Source organism: Variovorax sp. LjRoot175, from assembly GCF_964253805.1.
Lineage (GTDB): Bacteria > Pseudomonadota > Gammaproteobacteria > Burkholderiales > Burkholderiaceae_C > Variovorax.
Genome location: NZ_CAXURY020000001.1, coordinates 3,824,619 through 3,845,241, shown reverse-complemented (window position 1 = coordinate 3,845,241; position 20,623 = coordinate 3,824,619). Strand labels below are relative to the sequence as shown.

The 20,623-nt window shown below is 65.0% G+C and carries 23 protein-coding genes; 7 read left to right on the top strand and 16 right to left on the bottom strand.

What is annotated here, in order from left to right:
* Nucleotide 1: 1 nt before the first annotated feature.
* From ACSQ89_RS19045 to rlmD, 4 genes are read left to right on the top strand one after another with little or no spacing between them, the layout of a single operon-like run.
* Nucleotides 2-775, top strand: coding sequence for a protein-L-isoaspartate(D-aspartate) O-methyltransferase (locus tag ACSQ89_RS19045; RefSeq protein WP_436291090.1), 774 nt, complete (start codon nucleotides 2-4; stop codon nucleotides 773-775).
* 11 nt (nucleotides 776-786) lie between these two features.
* Nucleotides 787-1,731 (top strand): peptidoglycan DD-metalloendopeptidase family protein, encoded by a 945-nt coding sequence (locus ACSQ89_RS19040; RefSeq protein WP_436291091.1) that lies wholly within the window; start codon nucleotides 787-789, stop codon nucleotides 1,729-1,731.
* A gap of 8 nt (nucleotides 1,732-1,739) precedes the next feature.
* A complete protein-coding gene (locus ACSQ89_RS19035) occupies nucleotides 1,740-2,780 on the top strand; it encodes a sigma-70 family RNA polymerase sigma factor (RefSeq protein ID WP_093109852.1) in 1,041 nt (346 codons plus the stop codon).
* A 43-nt stretch (nucleotides 2,781-2,823) separates the two neighbouring features.
* Complete coding sequence (gene rlmD / locus ACSQ89_RS19030; RefSeq protein ID WP_436291092.1) at nucleotides 2,824-4,260, top strand: 23S rRNA (uracil(1939)-C(5))-methyltransferase RlmD; 1,437 nt, start codon at nucleotides 2,824-2,826, stop codon at nucleotides 4,258-4,260.
* A 45-nt stretch (nucleotides 4,261-4,305) separates the two neighbouring features.
* Here rlmD and ACSQ89_RS19025 read toward each other — a convergent pair whose 3' ends face one another.
* Entirely contained in the window at nucleotides 4,306-5,007 is a 702-nt protein-coding gene (locus ACSQ89_RS19025) for a Bax inhibitor-1/YccA family protein (protein ID WP_436291093.1), read from the bottom strand.
* A gap of 179 nt (nucleotides 5,008-5,186) precedes the next feature.
* On the opposite strand from ACSQ89_RS19025, the gene ACSQ89_RS19020 reads away from it, so the two are divergent.
* Entirely contained in the window at nucleotides 5,187-5,594 is a 408-nt protein-coding gene (locus tag ACSQ89_RS19020; protein WP_436291094.1) for a GlcG/HbpS family heme-binding protein, read from the top strand.
* Nucleotides 5,595-5,771: 177 nt separating this feature from the next.
* Here ACSQ89_RS19020 and hemP read toward each other — a convergent pair whose 3' ends face one another.
* The 13 genes from hemP to bfr form a co-directional block, all read right to left on the bottom strand.
* On the bottom strand, nucleotides 5,772-5,984 hold the full coding sequence (hemP, locus tag ACSQ89_RS19015; protein ID WP_093109848.1) for a hemin uptake protein HemP: 213 nt from the start codon (nucleotides 5,982-5,984) through the stop codon (nucleotides 5,772-5,774).
* A gap of 95 nt (nucleotides 5,985-6,079) precedes the next feature.
* On the bottom strand, nucleotides 6,080-6,493 hold the full coding sequence (locus ACSQ89_RS19010) for an ExbD/TolR family protein (RefSeq protein WP_436291095.1): 414 nt from the start codon (nucleotides 6,491-6,493) through the stop codon (nucleotides 6,080-6,082).
* 5 nt (nucleotides 6,494-6,498) lie between these two features.
* Nucleotides 6,499-7,212 (bottom strand): MotA/TolQ/ExbB proton channel family protein, encoded by a 714-nt coding sequence (locus tag ACSQ89_RS19005; protein ID WP_093109846.1) that lies wholly within the window; start codon nucleotides 7,210-7,212, stop codon nucleotides 6,499-6,501.
* A 16-nt stretch (nucleotides 7,213-7,228) separates the two neighbouring features.
* Nucleotides 7,229-7,939, bottom strand: coding sequence for an energy transducer TonB (locus tag ACSQ89_RS19000; protein WP_093109845.1), 711 nt, complete (start codon nucleotides 7,937-7,939; stop codon nucleotides 7,229-7,231).
* A gap of 93 nt (nucleotides 7,940-8,032) precedes the next feature.
* The gene (locus ACSQ89_RS18995) at nucleotides 8,033-8,305 is read right to left on the bottom strand and encodes a (2Fe-2S)-binding protein (RefSeq protein ID WP_093109844.1); all 273 of its coding nucleotides are present in this window, start codon (nucleotides 8,303-8,305) and stop codon (nucleotides 8,033-8,035) included.
* Nucleotides 8,306-8,420: 115 nt separating this feature from the next.
* The gene (locus tag ACSQ89_RS18990) at nucleotides 8,421-9,101 is read right to left on the bottom strand and encodes a Fe2+-dependent dioxygenase (RefSeq protein WP_436291126.1); all 681 of its coding nucleotides are present in this window, start codon (nucleotides 9,099-9,101) and stop codon (nucleotides 8,421-8,423) included.
* 85 nt (nucleotides 9,102-9,186) lie between these two features.
* Nucleotides 9,187-11,475: a catecholate siderophore receptor Fiu gene (locus tag ACSQ89_RS18985; protein WP_436291096.1), complete on the bottom strand. Its 2,289-nt coding sequence runs from the start codon at nucleotides 11,473-11,475 to the stop codon at nucleotides 9,187-9,189.
* A gap of 228 nt (nucleotides 11,476-11,703) precedes the next feature.
* Nucleotides 11,704-13,065, bottom strand: coding sequence for a sulfite reductase subunit alpha (locus tag ACSQ89_RS18980; protein ID WP_436291097.1), 1,362 nt, complete (start codon nucleotides 13,063-13,065; stop codon nucleotides 11,704-11,706).
* Nucleotides 13,062-13,964: an FAD:protein FMN transferase gene (locus tag ACSQ89_RS18975; protein ID WP_436291098.1), complete on the bottom strand. Its 903-nt coding sequence runs from the start codon at nucleotides 13,962-13,964 to the stop codon at nucleotides 13,062-13,064. The genes ACSQ89_RS18980 and ACSQ89_RS18975 overlap by 4 nt, the downstream gene beginning before the upstream one ends.
* 125 nt (nucleotides 13,965-14,089) lie before the next feature.
* Entirely contained in the window at nucleotides 14,090-14,896 is an 807-nt protein-coding gene (locus ACSQ89_RS18970; protein ID WP_436291099.1) for a DUF4198 domain-containing protein, read from the bottom strand.
* 35 nt (nucleotides 14,897-14,931) lie between these two features.
* A complete protein-coding gene (locus ACSQ89_RS18965; RefSeq protein ID WP_093109838.1) occupies nucleotides 14,932-15,453 on the bottom strand; it encodes a DUF2271 domain-containing protein in 522 nt (173 codons plus the stop codon).
* 20 nt (nucleotides 15,454-15,473) lie between these two features.
* Complete coding sequence (locus tag ACSQ89_RS18960) at nucleotides 15,474-16,118, bottom strand: PepSY-associated TM helix domain-containing protein (RefSeq protein ID WP_436291127.1); 645 nt, start codon at nucleotides 16,116-16,118, stop codon at nucleotides 15,474-15,476.
* A 106-nt stretch (nucleotides 16,119-16,224) separates the two neighbouring features.
* Complete coding sequence (gene bfr / locus ACSQ89_RS18955) at nucleotides 16,225-16,701, bottom strand: bacterioferritin (protein WP_093109836.1); 477 nt, start codon at nucleotides 16,699-16,701, stop codon at nucleotides 16,225-16,227.
* 239 nt (nucleotides 16,702-16,940) lie between these two features.
* On the opposite strand from bfr, the gene ahpC reads away from it, so the two are divergent.
* Together ahpC and ahpF are read left to right on the top strand one after the other, a co-directional pair.
* Nucleotides 16,941-17,513: an alkyl hydroperoxide reductase subunit C gene (gene ahpC, locus ACSQ89_RS18950; RefSeq protein ID WP_093109835.1), complete on the top strand. Its 573-nt coding sequence runs from the start codon at nucleotides 16,941-16,943 to the stop codon at nucleotides 17,511-17,513.
* A gap of 79 nt (nucleotides 17,514-17,592) precedes the next feature.
* A complete protein-coding gene (gene ahpF, locus ACSQ89_RS18945) occupies nucleotides 17,593-19,170 on the top strand; it encodes an alkyl hydroperoxide reductase subunit F (RefSeq protein WP_436291100.1) in 1,578 nt (525 codons plus the stop codon).
* Here the strand turns inward: ahpF and ACSQ89_RS18940 are convergent.
* Both ACSQ89_RS18940 and ACSQ89_RS18935 read right to left on the bottom strand, forming a co-directional pair.
* The gene (locus ACSQ89_RS18940) at nucleotides 19,122-20,141 is read right to left on the bottom strand and encodes an FUSC family protein (RefSeq protein ID WP_436291101.1); all 1,020 of its coding nucleotides are present in this window, start codon (nucleotides 20,139-20,141) and stop codon (nucleotides 19,122-19,124) included. The two genes, ahpF and ACSQ89_RS18940, sit on opposite strands and share 49 nt — an antisense overlap.
* Nucleotides 20,138-20,590, bottom strand: a complete 453-nt coding sequence (locus tag ACSQ89_RS18935; RefSeq protein ID WP_436291102.1) for a MarR family winged helix-turn-helix transcriptional regulator — start codon at nucleotides 20,588-20,590, stop codon at nucleotides 20,138-20,140. Before ACSQ89_RS18935 ends, ACSQ89_RS18940 begins: the two co-directional genes overlap by 4 nt.
* Nucleotides 20,591-20,623 lie beyond the last annotated feature (33 nt).

The following is a 20,623-nucleotide window of genomic DNA, read 5'->3' as shown; positions in this document are numbered from 1 at the left end:
CATGGCGAGCCAGCGACCAGGATTCCCCGTCCGGCTCACGCCCACCGCGTCGGTTGCGACGCGCGGGCGCGCGTCGGCCGTGCCTGCCAAGCCGCTCGTTCATCACACGCCTTCGATGGCCTCCGACGCCGTGCGCGCGCGCATGGTTCAGCGGCTCGCGGCGCAGGGCATTGCCGACGCGCGGGTGCTGCGCGCCATGGGCACGGTCGAGCGTCATCTTTTCGTCGACAGCGCACTGGTCAATCAGGCCTATGAAGACACGAGCCTGCCGATCGGTCTGGGCCAGACCATCTCGAAGCCGAACGTGGTGGCCCGCATGATCGAACTCCTGCTTGGTGCGCCCGCGTTGGCAAACAAGCCCGCCGACCGGCTGGGCCGCGTGCTCGAGATCGGGACCGGCTGCGGCTACCAAGCGGCGGTGTTGAGCCACATCGCGACCGAGGTCTACAGCATCGAACGCCTGCGCGGATTGCACGAGCGAGCGCGCATCAATCTCCGCTCGTTCCGGCTGGCCACGGTCCATCTGCTGCTGGGGGACGGCATGGTGGGCTATGCGAAGGGCGCACCCTACGCGGGCATCATCGCGGCGGCCGGCGGCGAAGCGGTGCCTGAGGCATGGATCGCGCAGCTGGCCGTGGGCGGCCGCATCGTCGCGCCGACACAGTCCGAGGTCGGCAAACAGGCGCTTGTCGTGATCGACAAAACAGCGCGGGGACTGGAGCGCCGCATTCTTGAGGCGGTTCACTTTGTCCCCCTAAAATCGGGAATTGCTTGAAGGAAGAACACATGCTGGGTATTGGCAATCGGGGCTGGCTTGCCGGCGTGACGCTGCTGGTCGCGCTCTTGATTGCGGGGTGTGCCGCCAGGCGCGGCCCCGTACCGGTCGAGGACCGCGGCACGATGACCAGCGCGACGGTTGCCGCGCCCAGCGCGCCCGGTGTCCCGACCATCACCACGGACGCTTCGGGCAAGCCGCTGCCGGGCATCGAAAACTACGGCAAGCCCGGCTACTACGCGGTGCGTCCCGGTGACACGATTCGCCGCATCGGCACCGAAACCGGCCAGAGCTGGCAGAACATCGCTCGCTGGAACAATCTCGACAATCCCGACCTGATCGAAGTCGGTCAGGTGCTGCGCGTGATTCCGCCGGTCGGCGCTACCGCAAGCGCTGGGGCGCCGGCATCTGCAACTGGCACGACCGACGCCTCGAGCGCCGTGACGCGGCCGGTCACGCAGGCCGCCGTCGCACCGTCCTCCGGCGCCGCAGCGGCGTCTGCGGCCGCGGCGAGTGCGGCTGTCAAACCCACCCCGCCCATCATCACCGCTTCACCTTCCGCGCCGGCTGCCACGGCATCGGGCGATGAAGATGTGGGTTGGATCTGGCCTGCGCACGGCTCGTTGATTGCGGGCTTCGACGAAGCCAAGAACAAGGGACTCGACATCGGCGGCAAGGCCGGCGATTCGGTGCTTGCTGCAGCCGATGGACGGGTGGTGTATGCCGGCGCCGGCCTGCGCGGCTACGGCAATCTGATCATCCTCAAGCACAACAACACCTACCTGACCGCTTATGCGCACAACAGGACGCTGCTGGTGAAGGAAGACCAGTCCGTGCAGAAGGGCCAGAAGATTGCCGAGATGGGCAACAGCGACGCGGATCGCGTGAAGCTGCACTTCGAAATCCGCCGCCAGGGCAAGCCGGTCGATCCGGCGCGCTACCTGCCCGCGCGCTAGGATCATGCATGGCTGCCTCCGTCCCGCGTCGCATTCCGGTCGTGCGGCGCGCGGCGGGCAACGGCAGCATCTCGACCTTGCGGCCCTACAAGCCTGCGAGCCTGCCCGCTCCTGCGGATGACGTCGTTGATCGCGCGGACAAGGGCGCGCTGCCTGAGATTGCGCACGACGCGGTGCCGGTCGACCTAGGCGGTGAAGGCGGCGATTCGCTGACGCTCTACCTGCGCGAGATCCGGCGCACCGAACTGTTCACTCCCGACGAGGAATACCAGACCGCCTGCGCCGCCCGCAGCGGCGACTTCGCGGCGCGGCAATCGATGATCGAGCACAACCTGCGGCTCGTGGTGAACATCGCCAAGGCCTATCTCGGCCGCGGCGTTCCGCTGGCGGATCTGATCGAGGAAGGCAACCTCGGCCTGATGCATGCGATCAACAAGTTCGAGCCGGAGCGTGGTTTTCGCTTCTCCACCTATGCAACCTGGTGGATCCGCCAGTCGATCGAACGGGCGGCGATGATGCAGGCTCGCGCGATCCGGCTGCCGGTGCATGTGGTTCGCGAACTGCAACAGGTGATGCGGGCGCGCCGTGCGCTGGAAGGCGACGCCGACTTCATCGCCCGCCGGCCCGACGGCGTGCGGGTCGAAGATGTCGCGGCGCTGCTGGGCCGCGAGGTGCAGGCGGTGGCCGAGCTGATGGCGCTCTCCGAGGCGCCACGTTCGCTCGACGCGGGCAGCGAGCGCGGCGACGACAGTTTCAGCCTGGCCGATACGGTGGCTTCGGAAGACGAGGGCGGAGACCCGACGGGCGTGACGCAGACGCACGAGGTCGAGAAGCTTCTCGATCGATGGATCCACGCACTGAGCGAACGCGAGCGCGAGGTGCTGGAAGGCCGCTACGGCCTGCACGACCGCGATCCGGAGACACTCGAAGTGTTGAGCGTGCGCCTCGGCCTGACGCGGGAACGCGTGCGGCAGATCCAGAACGAGGCGCTCGCCAAGATGCGCCGCCAGCTCGCGCGCGCCGGCGTCCAGCGCGATGCGTTTTTGTAGCGCTCGGGCCGAGGGCGCCCCGCAGCCCTGAGACAATCCGTGCATGACGGATTCGATAGAGAAGAAGGCGGCGCAGCAGCAAGCCCGCGATGAATGGCTGCACGTCGAGTCGCTCGACCTCGACGCACAGGGCGTGGCGCACAAGGCCGACGGCATGGTGGTGTTCATCGAAGGCGCATTGCCTTTCGAAGAAGTGCAGTTCAGCGTGCACCGCAAGAAAAACAACTGGGAGCAAGGCACCGTGGCCGCGATCCGCCGCGAGTCGTCGCAGCGTGTGCGGCCCGGCTGTCCGCATTTTGGTCTGCACGCCGGCGCATGCGGCGGCTGCAAGATGCAGCACCTGGATGCCGCTGCGCAGGTGGCGGTGAAACAGCGCGCACTCGAGGACAACCTGTGGCATCTCGGCAAGGTGCGTCCCGAGAACATGCTGCGGCCGCTGGAAGGGCCTGCCTGGCACTACCGCTATCGCGCCCGCCTTTCCATGCGCTACGTGGCCAAGAAGGGCACCGTGCTGATCGGCTTTCACGAGCGCAAGAGCCGCTACTTGGCGGACATGCAGGTGTGTCCCGTGCTGCCGGCCCGGGTCAGCGCCATGCTCATGCCCTTGCGCGAACTCGTCGGTTCGATGGAGGCGCGCGACACCTGCCCGCAGATCGAACTGGCTTGCGGGGACGCGCCGGACGGCGCCAGCCTCGGCGTGATCGCCTTGGTGCTGAGGCATCTGGAGCCGCTGTCCGCTGCGGACATGGCGCGGCTCAAAGCGTTCGCGGCGCAGCACGCCGGCGTGCAATGGTGGCTGCAGGCCAAAGGGCCCGAGACCGTGAAGCTCCTCGAACCCGACGGTCCCGCGCTGGCTTACGAGTTGCCGGAGTTCGGCGTCACGATGCCTTTCAAGCCGACCGATTTCACGCAGGTCAATCCGCACATCAACCGCGCGCTGGTCAGCCGCGCTTTGCGCCTGCTCGACGTGCAATCGGGCGAGCGCGTGATCGACTGGTTCTGCGGACTCGGCAACTTCACCCTGCCGCTGGCGAGCCGCGCGCGCGAGGTGCTGGGCATCGAGGGCAGCGATACGCTGGTGGCGCGGGCGACCGACAACTTCGAGCGCAACCGCCCCGCCGTGCCAGGTCGAAGCGCGCTGGCCGCGACTCGCTTCGTCGCGCGCAACCTGTTCGAGATGACGCCCGCGATGCTGGTGGCCGACGGCGCCGCGGACAAGTGGCTGGTCGATCCGCCGCGCGAGGGTGCGTTTGCGCTGGCCAAGGCGCTCGCCGACCTTCATCAGCAGATCGAACTGCACGAGGGCGGCTGGTCGCCGCCGAAGCGCATCGTCTACGTGAGTTGCAATCCCTCGACGCTGGCGCGCGACGCTGGCCTCCTGGTGCACCAGGCGGGCTATCGCTGCACCTTCGCGGGTGTGGTCAACATGTTCCCGCACACGGCGCATGTCGAGTCGATCGCCGTGTTCGATCGAGCATGAAAAAGGGCCCCGAGGGGCCCTTGTTGCTTCAAGCCGAGCAGGTGCTCAGTCGCGCTCGCCGCCGAAGATGCCGAGCAAGGCCAGCAGGCTCTGGAACACGTTGAACAGGTCCAGGTAAAGCGCAAGCGTGGCGCTGATGTAGTTGGTCTCGCCGCCGTCCATGATCTGCTTCAGGTCATACAGCATGAAGGCCGAGAAGATGCCGATGGCGGCGACCGAGATCGCCATCATGCCGGCGCTGGAGCCGACGAAGACATTGATGATCGCACCGACCATCAGCACCAGTGCGCCGACGAACAGCCACTTGCCCATGCCCGACAGGTCGCGCTTGATCACCGTTGCCAGCGAGGCCATCACGAAGAACACGCCGGCGGTGCCGCCGAAGGCGGTCATGATCAATTCGGAGCCGTTCTTGAAACCCAGCACCATCGCGATCAGCCGCGACAGCATCAGGCCCATGAAGAAGGTGAACGCCAGCAGCACCGGCACGCCGGCGGCCGAGTTCTTGGTCTTCTCGATGGCGAACATGAAACCGAAGGCACCGCCCAGAAAGACCATGAGGCCGATACCGCCGCTCAGCGAGCGGGTGATGCCGGTGGCGACGCCCATCCAGGCGCCCAGCACGGTGGGCAGCAGGCTCAGGGCGAGCAGCCAATAGGTATTGCGCAGGACGCGCTGGCGCTCTGCCTGCGGCAACGTCTGGCCGTAGCCGACGGTGGTGTCGAGGGTGTTGACGCGGTCGTTCATTGCTGAAACTCCTGATGTTCGCTGCAACGCTGCAGTTGGGGCCCATTCTAGGTGGCCGCAAGAGCCGGCCGCGACAAAAACCCGCATCCGGATGTCCCTAAAGCGCTTTCTGCCATCCGTAAGGGCTCATGCAGGTGCGGGCGCTATGCTTCAGGGCTTAGTTCACTTTTTGCAAGACCATGAAGACCAAGTCCTTTCTCGAACTCGCCGATGTCAAGGCCATTGCCGCCGCGGCCGAAGCCGAAGCGCTCAAGAACAACTGGGCCGTGACCATCGCCATCGCCGACGACGCCGGCAATTTGCTCTGGCTGCAGCGGCTCGATGGGGCAGCGGCCTTGTCGTCGCACATTGCGCCTGCCAAGGCCCACACGGCCGCGATGGGAAGGCGGGAGAGCAGGATCTATGAGGACATGATCAACGGCGGCCGCCCCTCGTTTCTGACGGCGCCTGGGGTGCAAGGCCTGCTGGAAGGCGGTGTGCCGATCGTCAAGGATGGCCAGGTGATCGGTGCGGTCGGCGTCAGTGGCGTCAAGTCGAACGAGGACGCGCAGATCGCCAAGGCGGGTATCGCCGCGCTCGGCCTCTGATCGCCAGGCTTCCAAAACAAAAACGCCGACTTTCGGGTCGGCGTTTTCTTTTCGGATTCAAGGTGGAAAAAAAGCTTGGCTAGTCGGCGAACCGTTGGCTAGCAAAAAACGACCCTTCGGAGATGAATCTCCTCGAGTCGCCCCACGATGAAACTTGCGCGAGGGGCGGGCTGATCTCTATTTGGTCAGGATCAGCTTGCCGAGTTTGGTGGCTTGCAGCCGATAGAGCGAGCCGTTGTGCATGATCCCGACGATCTTGCTGCCCTTGAGAAGCTCCGTGCTTTCGAAAAGGGCAGCAGGGCGGGGCGCCTCGGCGGCGGCGCGGCCACCGCCCGAATGATCGAGCGAGGGATGGCTCAGGACGGTGAATGCGTTGGGAGTGGCTGGCATTGGAAATCCCCTTGTCGAAGCGATGCGTGAATGATAATGATTCGCAATAAAAAGTCAATCGTCTCGATCGATCTTTTTGCCTTGCAAAGCAGGCTTTACTTCGCCTCGGGTTCCGTGATGAAGCCGATCTTGCGTACGCCGGTCTCGCGCGCCGCCGACATCGCTTGTGCAACACGCTCGTAGCGCACCGCCTTGTCGCCGCGGATGTGCAACTCGGGTTGCGGTTCCTTGGCCGCTTCGGCCGCGAGCCGTGTCTTCAGCTCGGCGTCGTCGATCTTCTGTTCGTTCCAGTAATAGCTGCCGTCGGCGGCGACGGTGAACAGGATGTTCTGCGGTTTGGTCTGCTCCGGCTCGCTGCTCGCGCGGGGCAGGTCGATGTTCACCGCATGCTTCATCACCGGCACGGTGATGATGAAGATGATCAGGAGCACCAGCATGACGTCGACCAGCGGCGTCATGTTGATCTCGTTCATCACCTCATCGGGTTCGTCCTGGGTTCCGAAAGCCATGGTGCTCAGCCTTTCTTGAGCGGGACGACGATGGCTTCGACGCCGCTCTGGACGCGTGCGCCCGTCACGAAGTAGGCATGGAGGTCATGCGCAAAGCTGTTGAGCTTGGTCAGCACGAACTTGTTGCCGCGCACCAGCGCGTTGTAGCCCAGCACTGCGGGAATGGCGACCGCCAGGCCGAGCGCCGTCATGATCAGCGCTTCGCCGATCGGGCCGGCCACCTTGTCGATGGTGGCCTGGCCGGCCGAGCTGATGCTCATCAAGGCGTGGTAGATGCCCCAGACCGTGCCGAACAAGCCGATGAACGGGGCCGTCGAACCGACCGAGGCCAGGACGGCCAGACCAGTCTGCAGGCGCGCGGTGAATTCATCGATGCCGTTGCGCAATGCGCGTGTGATCCAGTCGCTCACGTCGAGCGCATCGTGCAGATGGGCCTTGGTGTTGCGATGATGCGCCGCGGCTTCACGGCCTTCCAGGGCGAGGGCGCGGAACGGGTTGCTGTCGTCCTTGCCGAGCTTGTTGAGCGCGGTGGCGAAGTCTTCGCTGTGCCAGAAGTCCTGCGAGTGCTTCGCGAGGCGCTTGTACTTGATGACGTCCAGCGCCTTGATCAGGATCACGATCCACGAGGCGAGCGACATGCCGATCAGCAGCAAGGCGACGGCCTTGGTGACGAAGTCGCCCTGCGCCCATACGTTCATCAGGCCAAATTGGGAATCCATAACTACTGCTCCGGGACTATTGGGAAAGTGTGAAATTGAAAGGCGCCTTCAACAAGTAGACGGTCGCCTCGTCGGCGCCCGGCTGCCTGATCGGCGTGACCTGCGATGACATGGCTGCCTCGCGCGCTGCCTGGTCGAGCCGGTCATAGCCGCTGGACTTGAAAATCTCGGCGCGCTTGGGAAGGCCCGCGCTGTTGAAATAGACCGCCACGACCACCGTGCCGGTCTCGCCCAATCGCTTGCTCATCGCCGGGTAGGTGATGCGAGGTTCGCGGATGTATTGCGTCTGGCCCTGGCTGATTTCGACGAGCTTGGGCGCCGGCGGTGCGGGTGGCGAGGCAGGAGGAGCCGGCGGCTCTGCGGGGGCGGGCGGCGCAATGGGCGCGGGTGGGGGCGGCGGCTCGATGCTCCCCGTGGGCGCATTCGGCGCTGGTGTGGGCTTCGGCTCGCGTATCGCCTGCGGCCGCGGCGGCGGAGGCGTTTTCGTCACTTCCCGCTTGGGCGGTTCGGGTGGCGGGGGCGGCGGTTCTGCCGGCTTGGGCGGCTCAATGAACTCGCTCAGGATTTCCACCGGGATGACCACCTCGGCGGCGCGGCGGAGCAGGCCGCTCTGCAGCGCCCACAGGGCAGCGACGTGAAAAAGCACCACGCCGCCTGCGATGACGGCGTTGCGTGACAGGCCTAGAACGGAGGGAGGAGACGAGGAAAAGCGGTCAGACACGATCAACTATGGAGTGCCGGCCCTTGCGAAAGGTGCCCGGGTGCAGCGGAAGCGCCAGTTACTTGCGAAGAATCCACCAGACCGAGCCGGTGACGAGGATCAGGCTGCCGCCGAGTGCCGAGAAGAGTTCCATGCCCTGCTTTCCGTGATGGAATTGGCAAGCTGGATCGACCTCGGTTCCGATTCGCGGTTGAGTGCGGCAACCGGATGGGAAGCGCTGCATTGCGCGACCACGTCGCGCGCGCAGCCTTCGCACTGGCCACACTGGGTGGCCACGCCGAGCTCAAACTGCACTTCGTCGAAGGTCATGCCGGCGCGCACATGGCGTGCGATTTCGCGGTCTGACACTCGGCGACATACGCAAACGATCATGGCGGTGAGGCGGCAGTTGGCTGGCTGTTTGTAGAAGGCTCGATTATAAATACGAATTCCTCGCATTTGCAATAACTATTGCAGCTCTGGGGCCAAGCCCTTCGATAGCTGGCCCCTACACCTCGGACCACATGCGCAGCAGGTTGTGATAGTGGCCGGTCAGGGCGACCGTCTCCTCCGACTCGCCGAGCCGGGCGCGCAACTTGATGATGGTTTGGTCGAGTTCGAACAGCATGGCCCGCTGCCGGTCGTTGCGCACCATGCTCTGCAACCAGAAAAAGGAGCAGATGCGCACGCCCTGCGTCACGGGATGCACGCGGTGCAGGCTGCTCGAGGGGTAGAGGATCAGATCACCGGCCGGCAGCTTGACTTCGTGGGTGCCGTAGGTGTCCACGACTTCCAGTTCGCCCCCTTCGTAGTCCTCGGGCTCGGACAGGAACAGGGTGCACGACAGATCGGTGCGCAATTGCTCGCCGGTGCCGGGCACGGAGCGTACCGATCCGTCCACATGCAGTCCGTAGTGTTCGCCGCCTTCGTAGCGATTGAACAGCGGCGGCACGAACCGGAGCGGCAACGCAGCGGAAAAGAGCAGGGCATTCTTGGCCAACGCGGCCAGGATGGTGCTGCCCAGCGCACGGGTCACTGGGGAGAGCTCGGGCAGCTGACGATTACGCTTGACCCTGGCGCCCTGTTCCCCGACGGTTTCCCTGCCGTCCACCCAATCGGTCGTGTCGAGGGTTGCTCGCATTTCGCGCACCTGATCCCGCGTCAGGACATCGGGCACATGCAACATCATTTGCAAGATCTCCATGAAAAAAGCCCCAGCGCGACGACTGGGGCTGCGAGTTTCGCAGTCCTCGAGAGTGGGATGCCGGGGCGTGTCAGAACTTGAAGTTGGCGGTCAACGTCGCGGAGCGCGGCGTCCCCACCGTCAGCCGGTTCCCTGCGTTGTTCACCCGTGCCAGATAGAACTTGTCCGTCAGGTTGTACAGGTTGAGCTGGATCGCCACGTTCTTGTTGATTTCGTAGCCGATCATCGCGTCGAAGACCGTATAGCTCGGAATGGTCGGGAAGAAGGTGGTCGGTGTCAGCGCCGCGTTCGACGTCGCCCGCGCCTGCGTGTCGACGTAACGTGCGCCTGCGCCGACGATCAGGCCCATGGGAAACTTGTAGGTCGTCCAAAGCGTGGCCGTGAGCTTCGGCGAGAAGCGAATTTGCGCGCCGTTCTGCGTGGTGCTTGTCCGCGAACCTTCCAGGATCTCGGTGTCGATGCTGGCGATGCCTGCAATGACCTGCCATGCAGGCGTGATCTGCCCGATGGCGCTCAGTTCCACGCCTTGCACGCGCGTCTTGCCGTATTGCTCGGTGTTGCCGAAGGTATCGATCTGAACCTGTTCGTTCTCGTTGGTTGTCCGGAACAGTGCGCCGGTCACCGCGAGGCGCTTGTCGAGCAGATCCCACTTGGTGCCGACCTCGGCGGTCTTCGCCTTCTGCGGATCGAGGTTCGGATTGTTGATGTTGGTGGCCGTGCCCGACAGCGCGAAGTCGGAGCCTGGCGGTTTCGCGGACGTGGCGTAGGCGGCATAGATGCTGCCGTTGGGGGTCGGCTTGAACACCACGCCTACCTTGCCTGTGAGAAGGTTGTCGGATTTACCGAGCCGTGTTGCGAGTTGCGTCCCGTTGGCTGCAGGTGCGTCCAGGCCGGAAAAGTCGCTCTTGTAGTGCTCGTAGCGGAGACCGCCGTTGATCAGCCATTGCTCGTTGAGCTTGATGGTGTCGAAAGCGTACAGCGCGGCCGTGGTCGTCTTGCCGGCCGTGCTGGCGCCGGTCGGCAGCACCGGAACGAAGGCGCGGTTGACGTTGGGGGCGTAGAGGTTGTTGTAGGCAAGGAACGAAGTGCCCGAGCGCACGCCGTTGAGCGCGTTGATCTGGGCCGCCACGGCGGTGTTGTCCTGCTCTTCGCGGCCCAATTCGACGCCGGCGCTGATGGAGTGCTTCAAGCCGCCCAGGGTCAGGTCCGCCGTGATGTTCGTCTGGTTCGCAAAGATCTCGTTGTCTTGAAGCTTGCCCTGCGGCGTCGTGCGCACCGACCAGCCGAGCGGATTGAACACGTTCGGGACGAGCAGCCCGTTGCTGAACACACCCGTGAGTACCAGGTCCTGCTTGGTGCGGCCCCAGCGGGAGATGTTGCGGATGGTCACGCCGGGCGCAATATCGTGTTCGATGCGCGCCGTGAACATGTCGGCCTTCACGTCGTCATGGTCCGACAGAAAGCCGTAGTAGTTGTTGGTGTCGACCCGGGGCCCGTTGCCGCCGATGCGCGCCAGATCGGCAAGGTAGTAGCCTTCGAGGCCGACCACTGGAATTCCGCCGTCAGGGCGATTCTTCTGATCCATGTGCAGATAGGACAGGTAGATGCGCGTCGGCGTACCGAGGCCGATGGCGAGCGAGGGCGCGATGCCCGATCGATTGTTTTCGACCAGGTCCCGTCCCGGCACGCCGCCGTCCTGCACCATGGCATTCAGACGAAATGCCACGGAACCAGTTTCGTTCAGCGCCCGGTTGAGGTCGACCGTCGCCCGCTTCTGGCTGGCGGAGCCCAGGCTCACGCTGCCGGCGAAGAAGTTCTCGGCGGTGGGTACTTTGGATACGAGATTGATGTAGCCGGTCGGCGATCCGCGGCCAATGTCGGCGCCCGCCGGGCCTTTGACGACCTCGACCTGCTCGATATTGAACATGTCGCGCGAGACGGTGCCCACGTCGCGGATGCCGTCGACGAAGATGCTGCCCGAGGTGTCGAAGCCGCGCATGAACACGGCGTCGCCTGTGGACGTGTTGCCGTTTTCCCCCATCTGGAAGGTAATGCCGGGCGTATTGCGCAGCGCCTCGGTCAGCGTCGTCGCGCCCTGGTCCTGCAGGACCTCCTTCTTGATGACGGTGATGGTTTGGGGCGTATCCACCAGGGGCTGGGTGAACTTGGGCGATGAAGACGTTTCGGGCTTGTAGCCATCGGCCGTCGCTTCGATCTTGACTTCGCGCAACGTGTTCGCCGTGCTGGTCTGCGCCGCTACGGGCATCGATATCGCGATCAGGGTTGCGGCTGCTGCGCCAGTCAACTGGGGTGACGGTGCACGCCCGACGGCGTGCTTGCGGCTCTTGATATAGGCCATGAAGGGTTCTCCGGGAAGGACGGCATGTGAGAACTCGACTGGCGGGTCCGAGCGCGCTCCTCCAAGAGGCGGCGGGATTGGCTGGGTGAGCTGAGTTGCGGCTGCGCGAACTCGAAGCGAATGATAATCAATCTCAATACGTTTGTTTACGTATTTCCAAAATTGAGACTAAGTTCCGCTGTGTTTGTTGCCAGTTAGCAACTGGCGCGGCGTGCAGGCGCCAAAGCGTCAATAGACGTCGCGTCTATAGCGGCCGGTGGCCGTGAGTTCACGCACCAGGGCTTCACCGGCGATCTGGCGCAATGCCGCGTCGACGCCGGAGGCCATTCCCTGCAGGCTGCCGCACACATACACGGCTGCGCCGCGACCGATCCACGAGAGCACTTCCTCGCAAGCCTGCAGCAAGCGGTGCTGGACATAGGGCCGGTCGGGCTGATCGCGCGAAAAGACCATGTCGAGCCGGCGCAGAACGCCTGCGGCGTTCCAAGCTTCGATTTCGGCGCGGTAGAGAAAGTCATGCCGCGCATTGCGCTCCCCGAACACCAGCCAGTTGTCGTGCTGGCGGGCGGCGGCACGGGCTCGCAGATGGCTGCGCAGGCCGGCCAGCCCGGTGCCGTTGCCGATGAGAATCAGCGGCCGCTGCGCATTGCCTTCGAGGCGGAAATTGCAGTGGGGCCGCAGGCGCAGCGCGACCGTGTCACCGATGGCCAATGTCGAGGTCAGCAGGCCCGATGCGGCACCCAGAGTCCCGTCGGGGTGCTGTTCCTGGCGCACCAGCAACTGGAGTTCTCCGTCGGTTTGAATCGAGGAGATCGAATAGTCGCGCGGTCGACCTGGATCGCTGGCGATGGTGATCTGCGCCACGTCTCCGGACTCCCACTGTGCTGCAGTTCCCGCCGGCGCCACGAACGCCAGGTGGTACACCGGCGCGCCTGCGCTGCCCGCATTCAAGCGCTCGCGCGCTGCGAGACGCCAGGGCATGGTCTTTGCGCTGCTGTCTTCCGCCTGCGCAACTGCGTCGCCGCCGCATCGGGCTCGCCAGACGGCGAGGCTGGCCGGGTCGGTATTGTCGACTTCAAGGCGTTCGAATGTGCGTGTGGCGCCGGCCGAGTGAAGCCATTCGTCGAGCGCGCGGCCGAAGCCGCAGAAGCTTGCGTACTGGCGGTCACCCAATGCGAGCACGGCGTAGCGCAACGAGGAGAAGTCGGCAGTGCTGCCCATCACCTGCTCGGCGAACACGCTGGCGCCGTCGGGTGCGTCGCCTTCACCGTAAGTGCTGGCGATGAAGAGCGCAGAGCTTGCGTCACGCAAGGTCTTCGTATCGGCTTCGTTGAGCGACATGACGCGGACCGGGGTCCCTGCCGCGCGCAGCCAGCCTGCGGTCTGCCAGGCGATGGCTTCGGCCTGGCCGGTCTGGCTTGCGTACAGCACCAACGCGGTCTCTTCGGCGCCATCCCCCGCGAGCGCTGCGGCAGCGCGTGCCAGGACCTGATTGCGTCGGCGTTCGCGCCAGTACACCGCGAGGCACAGGCCCGCGTAGGCGCACACGGTCGAGCCGGCTGCCAGCGCGCGCACGGTGGCTTCGGTCATGCAACTTGCGCTGTCCAGGCCTCGCTGGCCAGCGCCCGGTGCCCCGCACCTTCGCGGCCAACGAACAGGGCTGCGATTCCGTGATGCTGCGCAAAGGTCAAGCCGTCGTCCGGACCGAGCACCGTGAGAACGGTGGCGAGCGCATCGGCGTGCATGCATTGGCGATGCAGCACCGTCACCGCTGTCAGCGCATGGCCGCTCGGCTCGCCGCAGCGCGGATCGAGGGTGTGCGACCAGCTTCGACCCTCGTGTTGACGCAGGTGCCAGCGGTCGCCCGACGTGGCAAGCGCCATGTCGCTGAGCGCAATGCGTGTTGCGACACCGGACGCGGCATCGATCTGGACTTGCCAGGGCTGCCCACCGGGGCGGCGGCCGACGCCACGCAGTTCGCCGCCCACTTCAACGAGAAAATCCCCGAGCCCGAGAATTTGCAGTTCAGCTGCTACTTGGTCGACCGCAAAGCCCTTGGCGATGCCCGAGAGATCGAGCCAGACACCGCCCGGCTGCAGGATCGAATTGGCATCGGACTCGAAGGCGATGCGCTGCCAGCCGACATGCGAGCGTGCCGCCGCGAGTTCGGCGGGCGAGGGCGGCAATGGCGATGCATTGGCGTGCGCGCCGAAACCCCAGAGCGCCACCAGCGCCCCGATGGTCGGATCGATGGCGCCGTCGCTTGCCGCAGCCCATTGCAATGCGCAGGCAAGCACCTTGCCGAATTCGGGCGCCAGTGCATGCCGGCTGCCGGCAGCAGCGCGGTTGAAGCGGCTGATGTCCGAGTCCGATTCCCAGGTGCTCATCTGGGCGATCACCCGGTCCAGCGCAGCCTCTGCACTCGCGCGAACGGCGTCCAGAGGAATCAAGAGCGGGTTGTCGAACCTGAGCGACCAGGTCGTGCCCATGGTCCGCCCGGCAAGTTGCTGAAGACTCGCAGGATCGGCGCGACGCGGCACGGCCGCGTTGGCATAGCCACCCGTGCGCCGGACCGCGAAAGAAGGCCGCTTGTGCGGCGTGTCCCGAGACGTGTTCAGGGCATCACTTCCAAGGTGGCGGCATAGCTCAGGCGCCGCTCCTTGGCTTGCGGCACCGTGGTCTTGCCGTCCTTGGTGCTGGCTTCGAGCCAGTACATGCCGGCTTGCGGCCAAATCACGGAGAACTGGCCCTTGGCGTCGGTCTTGGCCGTGATCTCATCCACCTTGTCGCGGTAGCGCGTGTTGCCGGGCGTGACCGTCACTTCGAGGTCCTTGGCCGGTTGCCCGTCGATCTGCAGGGCGAAGCTGGCCTTCTCCCCCTTCACCAGATCTGTCGGATGGGTGGTGGTCACCAGTTCCAGGCCCTTGCCGCTCGGTTTGAGCACACCGGGCTTGCCCACGGTCACGAAGGTTTCGATGCGGCCGGCCGACTGCGTTACCTCGACCTCCTGCGCATCGGCCGGGATCTGGCTGGCAATGTTCTCCGGCGTGCCGCGTGCGCGCTTGGGTTGCCCGGTGGCCTTGTCCTTCCAGCGGGCAAACACGCCGCCATTGAGCACCGCGACGCGGTAGGTGCCGGGCTGCGCGAGGTTGAGGTCGAACACGCTGCGCAACTTGCCCTTGTGGATGTTCTCGGCCTTCACGGCGCTGCCGTCTGGTGCGGTCACGGCCAAGTTGTCGAGCGCCAGCGGGTTGTGATTGAAGAAGAACAAGTCGTTCGAAACGGCCGCGTCGACCGTGATCCAGTCGCCTTTCGAGAGCACGGTGCTCGAAGGCAGCAGCCACACGTTGTGCGCCTGCACGGCAGCGGCGCCGGCGGAAAGAGCAAGGGCCAGGGCGGCGGTGCGAAAAGCAAACTTCATGGTGAGACCCGATGAGGAGGATGAAAGGGGATGGATCAAGGCTTGAGCTCGAGCCGGACTTCGCCGAGCTCGCTGTTGCCGGCGACCTGGGGCTGCTCGGCTTTGGCCGGCGGCCACTGGAACGGAATGCTCACGATCTCGCGGCCGCCGACTTCGCGTGCCGCTTCGACGTACAGCTTGTAGGCGCCCGGCGCCAGCTTCGGCAGCGCGACCGAGCCTTCGGTGAAGCTGATCTGGTGCTTGCCGGCAGGGCGGGTGGCGCTGCTCACGCCGTCGACCGGCATTTGCAGCTCGCGTCCCGTGCGCCGCCACCACTGGCGCATGTCCTTGAGCCACTTGGTGCCTTCGCCTTCCGCGTTGCCCTTGTTCTTGATGTCGTACCAGACGGCCAGCGTGGTGGCGACCGACTGGTCGGCGCGCTCGATCCACGCTGCGACGTACGGGCGGTGGTATTCGGCCACCGTCAGGCGCGGCACTTCGATGTTGACCGCGAGGCCGGCTGCGAAGGCGGGCGCGCCGAAGAGCGCTGCGAGCGCGAGCGAATAGCGAACTTGCACGGGAAAACCTCTTTCCTGGATCAATGAATGAACAACAGCGCGAGCAGCACCGGCACGACCAGACCCATGCCCACCATGGGCCAGGTGAAAGGCCGGTTGCCGGCGTGCATCTTGAGAATGAACAGGCCGGTGACCGAGAACACCAGCGTGGCGGCCGCAAAAAAGTCGATGAACCAGCTCCAGGCAACGCCGGTGTGGCGGCCCTTGTGCAGGTCGTTGAAATAAGAGAGCCAGCCGCGGTCCGTGCGTTCGTATTCGATCTGCCCGTCGGACAGGCTGAGCCGCAGCCAGGCGTCGCCGCCGGGGCGCGGGAGCGAGAGATAGATTTCGTCGTCGGACCACTCGGCTTCGCGGCCCGAAGTGTCGATCGCCCATTGCTTGTGCACCCAGGCCTGAAGTTCTGCCGGGAGTTCGGCCTTGCCTTTTCGCGCCTTGGCAGCCGGCAGTTGTTGCGCGAGGTGGCCGCGCAACGCGTCGTCGATAGTGCAAGTCAGGCTGCTGACCTTCGGCTTGGCTTCGATGCCGGCGGCATGATTGAGGGTGAATCCCGTGACGCTGAACAGCACCATGCCGATCAGGCAGAGCGCCGAGCTGACCCAATGCCATTCATGCAAGGTCTTGAGCCAGTAGGCGCGGTGGCGGTTGTCGGTGGCGGCGGGGGGCATTGGAGCCCGCGATTCTAGCCTTGCAAATGAGAATGAATGCCATTTACAAGACGCGATGCGGGCAAAAAAATGCGGGCCGCAGCCCGCCTGCATGACGCGATGCGCCTTACTCGATCTCGCCCATTTGCGACTGCAGATAGTTCTGCAGCCCGACCTTGTCGACCAGATCGATCTGGGTTTCGAGGAAGTCGATGTGCTCTTCGGTGTCGTCCAGGATCTCTTGCAGCAGGTCGCGCGAGACATAGTCGCGCACCGATTCGCAGTGGGCGATGCCGGCCTTGATGGTGGCTTGTGCGCCGGTCTCTGCCGTGAGGTCGCACTGCAGGATCTCGGGGACGTCTTCGCCGACATTGAGCTTGGCCAGATCCTGAAGATTCGGCAGGCCGTCGAGCACAAAGATGCGATCCATGAGCTTGTCGGCGTGTTTCATTTCGCCGATCGACTCCTCGTATTCCTTCTTGGCCAGCTTGTCCAGGCCCCAGTGCTTGAGCATGCGGTAGTGCAGGAAGTACTGGTTGATCGCAGTGAGCTCGTTCTTGAGCTGCGCCTGGAGATGGTCGATGACTTGAGGGTCGCCCTTCATGGTTATTCCTTGTTCTGAAAGCGTCGATTGTGTGAGCCGCTCGTGACAGCACGCAAGCAAACCCATGCGCTGGCGGTCTGCATGCGTTTGATCGTGATAGGTGTTCGCATTTGGCGGTGGCCGCCGACCTCATAGGCCACCGCAATTTTTTTCATAGTTCATAACTATGAATTTGCCTTTATTGGTAGTTATACTAATCGCTCGCCACTTTCTTTCATCAGTCACCCAAGGAAAACTGAATGTCCCTGATCAACACCGAAATCATCCCTTTCAAGGCCACCGCGTACCACAACGGCAAGTTCGTTCCGGTCAGCAACGAAAACTTCAAGGGCAAGTGGTCCGTCGTGGTGTTCTACCCGGCCGACTTCACTTTCGTGTGCCCGACCGAACTGGGCGACCTGGCCGACCACTATGCTGAATTCCAGAAGCTCGGCGTCGAGGTGTATGGCGTGTCGACCGACACCCACTTCACCCACAAGGCCTGGCACGACACCTCGGAAACCATCGGCAAGGTCCAGTACCCGCTGATCGGCGACCCCAGCCAGCAACTCGCACGTGCCTTCCAGGTCCTCATCGAAGAGGGCGAAGACGCAGGCCTCGCCTATCGCGGCACCTTCGTGATCGACCCCGAAGGCAAGATCAAGACCATCGAAGTGCACGACAACGGCATTGGCCGCGACGCCGCCGAGCTGCTGCGCCGCGTGAAGGCCGCCCAGTACGTGGCTGCCCACCCCGGTGAGGTCTGCCCGGCCAAGTGGACCGAAGGCGCCGAAACGCTCAAGCCTTCCTTCGACCTCGTCGGCAAGATCTAACTCGCCGTTTGCGCCAGGCCCGGGCGCGTTTCGCTCCCGGGCTTTTTTGTTCCCCTCGTATTTTCAAAGTGAGTTCACCATGCTCGACGCCGGCACCAAGGCACAACTGAAAAGCTATCTCGACCGCATCACGCAGCCGATCGAAATCGTCGCTTCGCTCGACGACAGCAAGGCGTCGGGCGATCTGCAATCGTTGCTGAAGGACGTAGCCGACTCGTCTTCGCTGGTGAAGGTGACCGAGAGCCGCGACGACAACCATCGCAAGCCCTCGTTCTCGATCAACCGGCCGAGCCAGAGCCATGGCCCGCGCTTCGCGGGCATTCCGATGGGCCACGAATTCACCTCGCTGGTGCTCGCGTTGCTGCAGGTCGGCGGCTATCCGCCCAAGGTCGACGAAGCCGTGCTGCAGCAGATTCGCGCGCTCGACGGCGATTTCGAGTTCGAGATCTACATCTCGCTCACTTGCCACAACTGCCCGGACGTCGTGCAGGCGCTCAATCTGATGGCGGTGCAGAACCCGCGCATCAAGACCACCATGATCGACGGCTCGCTGTTCCAGGACGAGGTGAAAGAACGCCAGATCATGGCCGTGCCGACCGTGTTCCTGAACGGCACCGAATTCGGCCAGGGCCGCATGAGCCTGGAAGAAATCCTGGCCAAGATCGACACCAGCGGCGTCGAGCGCGAGGCGAAAAAGATCGCCGGCAAGGCTCCGTTCGACGTGCTCATCGTCGGCGGCGGGCCGGCCGGCGCGGCAGCGGCCGTGTATGCGGCGCGCAAGGGCATCCGCACAGGCGTGGCGTCCGAGCGCTTCGGCGGCCAGGTGCTCGACACCATGGGCATCGAGAACTTCATCTCGATCAAGGAAACCGAAGGGCCCAAGTTCGCGCTGGCGCTCGAGGAGCACGTGCGCAACTACGAGGTCGACATCATGAACCTGCAGCGCGCCGCGGCGCTGGTGCCGGGCAAGGATTTCATCGAGATCAAGCTCGAGAACGGTGCTTCGCTCAAGAGCCGCTCGGTCGTGATCTCGACCGGGGCGCGCTGGCGCAACATCAACGTGCCGGGCGAGCACGAGTACAAGAACAAGGGCGTGGCCTACTGCCCGCACTGCGACGGCCCGCTCTTCAAGGGCAAGCGCGTGGCCGTGATCGGCGGCGGCAATTCGGGCGTCGAAGCGGCGATCGACCTCGCCGGCATCGTGGGCCACGTGACGCTGATCGAGTACGACACGCAACTGCGCGCCGACGCGGTGCTGCAGCGCAAGCTGAAGAGCCTGGCGAACGTCAGGATCGTCACCAACGCACAGACGACCGAGATCACCGGCGACAAGCAGAAGGTCAACGGCCTGATCTACAAGGACCGCGCGACGGGCGAGAGCCACCAGGTGGAACTCGAAGGCGTGTTCGTGCAGATTGGCCTGGTGCCCAACACCGATTGGCTCAAGGGCACGGTCGAGCTCTCGAAGCGCGGCGAGATCATGGTCGACGCGAAGGGCCAGACCTCGGTGCCCGGCGTGTTCGCGGCGGGCGATGCGACGACGGTGCCGTTCAAGCAAATCATCATTGCGGCCGGCGATGGTGCGAAGGCCGCGCTCAGCGCCTTCGATCACCTGATCCGGACCTCGGCGCCGGCAGAGGAGGCCGTGGCTGCCTGAAGGCGAAGGCGGGCGAGGCCCGTCAAGTCCTGCATCAGCAGGCGGGCGGCGGGTGCGATCCACGGGATCGGCGAAGAAGGCGAGGCCGGGGCGAACCGGCGCAACGCGGCAAGATCGGGTGGAGCGCCTGCTTCCAGGCTTTCTGCGCTGCTTTCGAGCGCTCGCCCCGCGGCTTGGCCGAGTGCTGTCCATGCTGCATCGTCGCGCGCGAGCGGCGCGCTCTCGGCCAGCCGAGCGAACAGGGCGGCGTCATGCGCGATGCGTGCCACGAACTGCGCCGTCCGGGCGCAATCCTCGGCGCCGTCCTGCGCTCTGCGGCGCAGGCGGCGCCAGAGCTTCGCTTCCCGATCGGCGCCCACCGCCATCACGGCCAAGTCGCGCAATGCGAGCCGCGCTGCGCCAGCGGCGGCCTGCTTTTCTTCCGGCGTCAAAGGCGCCGGGCCGAGATCGCGTTGCACGTCGGCCGCGATGCGCCGCAAGACCGACGCACACGCCGCATCGAAGCGCGCTTGCGTGCGCGATGCCAGCCCCAGCATGGAGATCGCCAGGCCCGTCGAGACCCCGATCGCAATCTCGACCACGCGCAGGCCGGCGACCTCGAGCGCCGGGTGGCCCGCGATCCCGCCGCTGGACAGCACGATCAATGCAGCGATCGGCGCGCTGCGCATCGAAGCAATCCATGCGCTGCCCAGCGCGAGCAGTGCCACGGTGCCGAGCGTGGCCGCCGTCGACCCCACCCCGATGTGATGCTGCAGCCAGACACCGGCCAGTCCCAGGCCGGTACCGGCCAGCGTGCCGCGCACCCGGTCCCAGCCCGCACCGAGCGTGGAGCCCGTGGTCGGGCGCATCACGATCAAGGCGCTCATCACGGCCCAGAAGCTCTCGGGCATATGCAGGGCATCGGACGCCAGGTAGGACAGCACTACCGCGGCCGCCAGTTGAAGGCCGTGGCGCAACGTGGCGTCGTTCATGAACGCCCGACCGGGACTGTTGAAGGCTGCGCGCCCAAGCCTTCGGCCACACGGTCGATGAGCTCGCAGGCCGCGAGCAATTGCGCGCGCTCACCGGCGCTCAGCTGTGCGCCGAGCGCGGATGCAAGCGACGCCTCCCTGCGATGCACCTCGGCGGTGAGCAGATGCGCGCCTGCGGCAGTCAGGGACAGGATCGATTTGCGCGCGTCGCCCTCGTGGGCACGACGCTCCACGAGGCCATCGGTCTCGATTTCTGCGAGCAGCCTCGTCAAGGTCTGGAGCTTGACCCGCTCGTGCAGCGCCAGTTGCGTCGGCGTCAGCGGGCCGCGCCGGTACAGCTGTCCGAGCACGCTCAGCTTGGCCGAACCTGGCTGGTCTGCACTGCCCTGCGAACGAAGATGCCGTGTCAGCTGCGAAACCGCCGCGCGCAGACGCACGGCGGTGTGCATCGCATCTGCGGGAGGTTTGGGAGCCATCCGCAG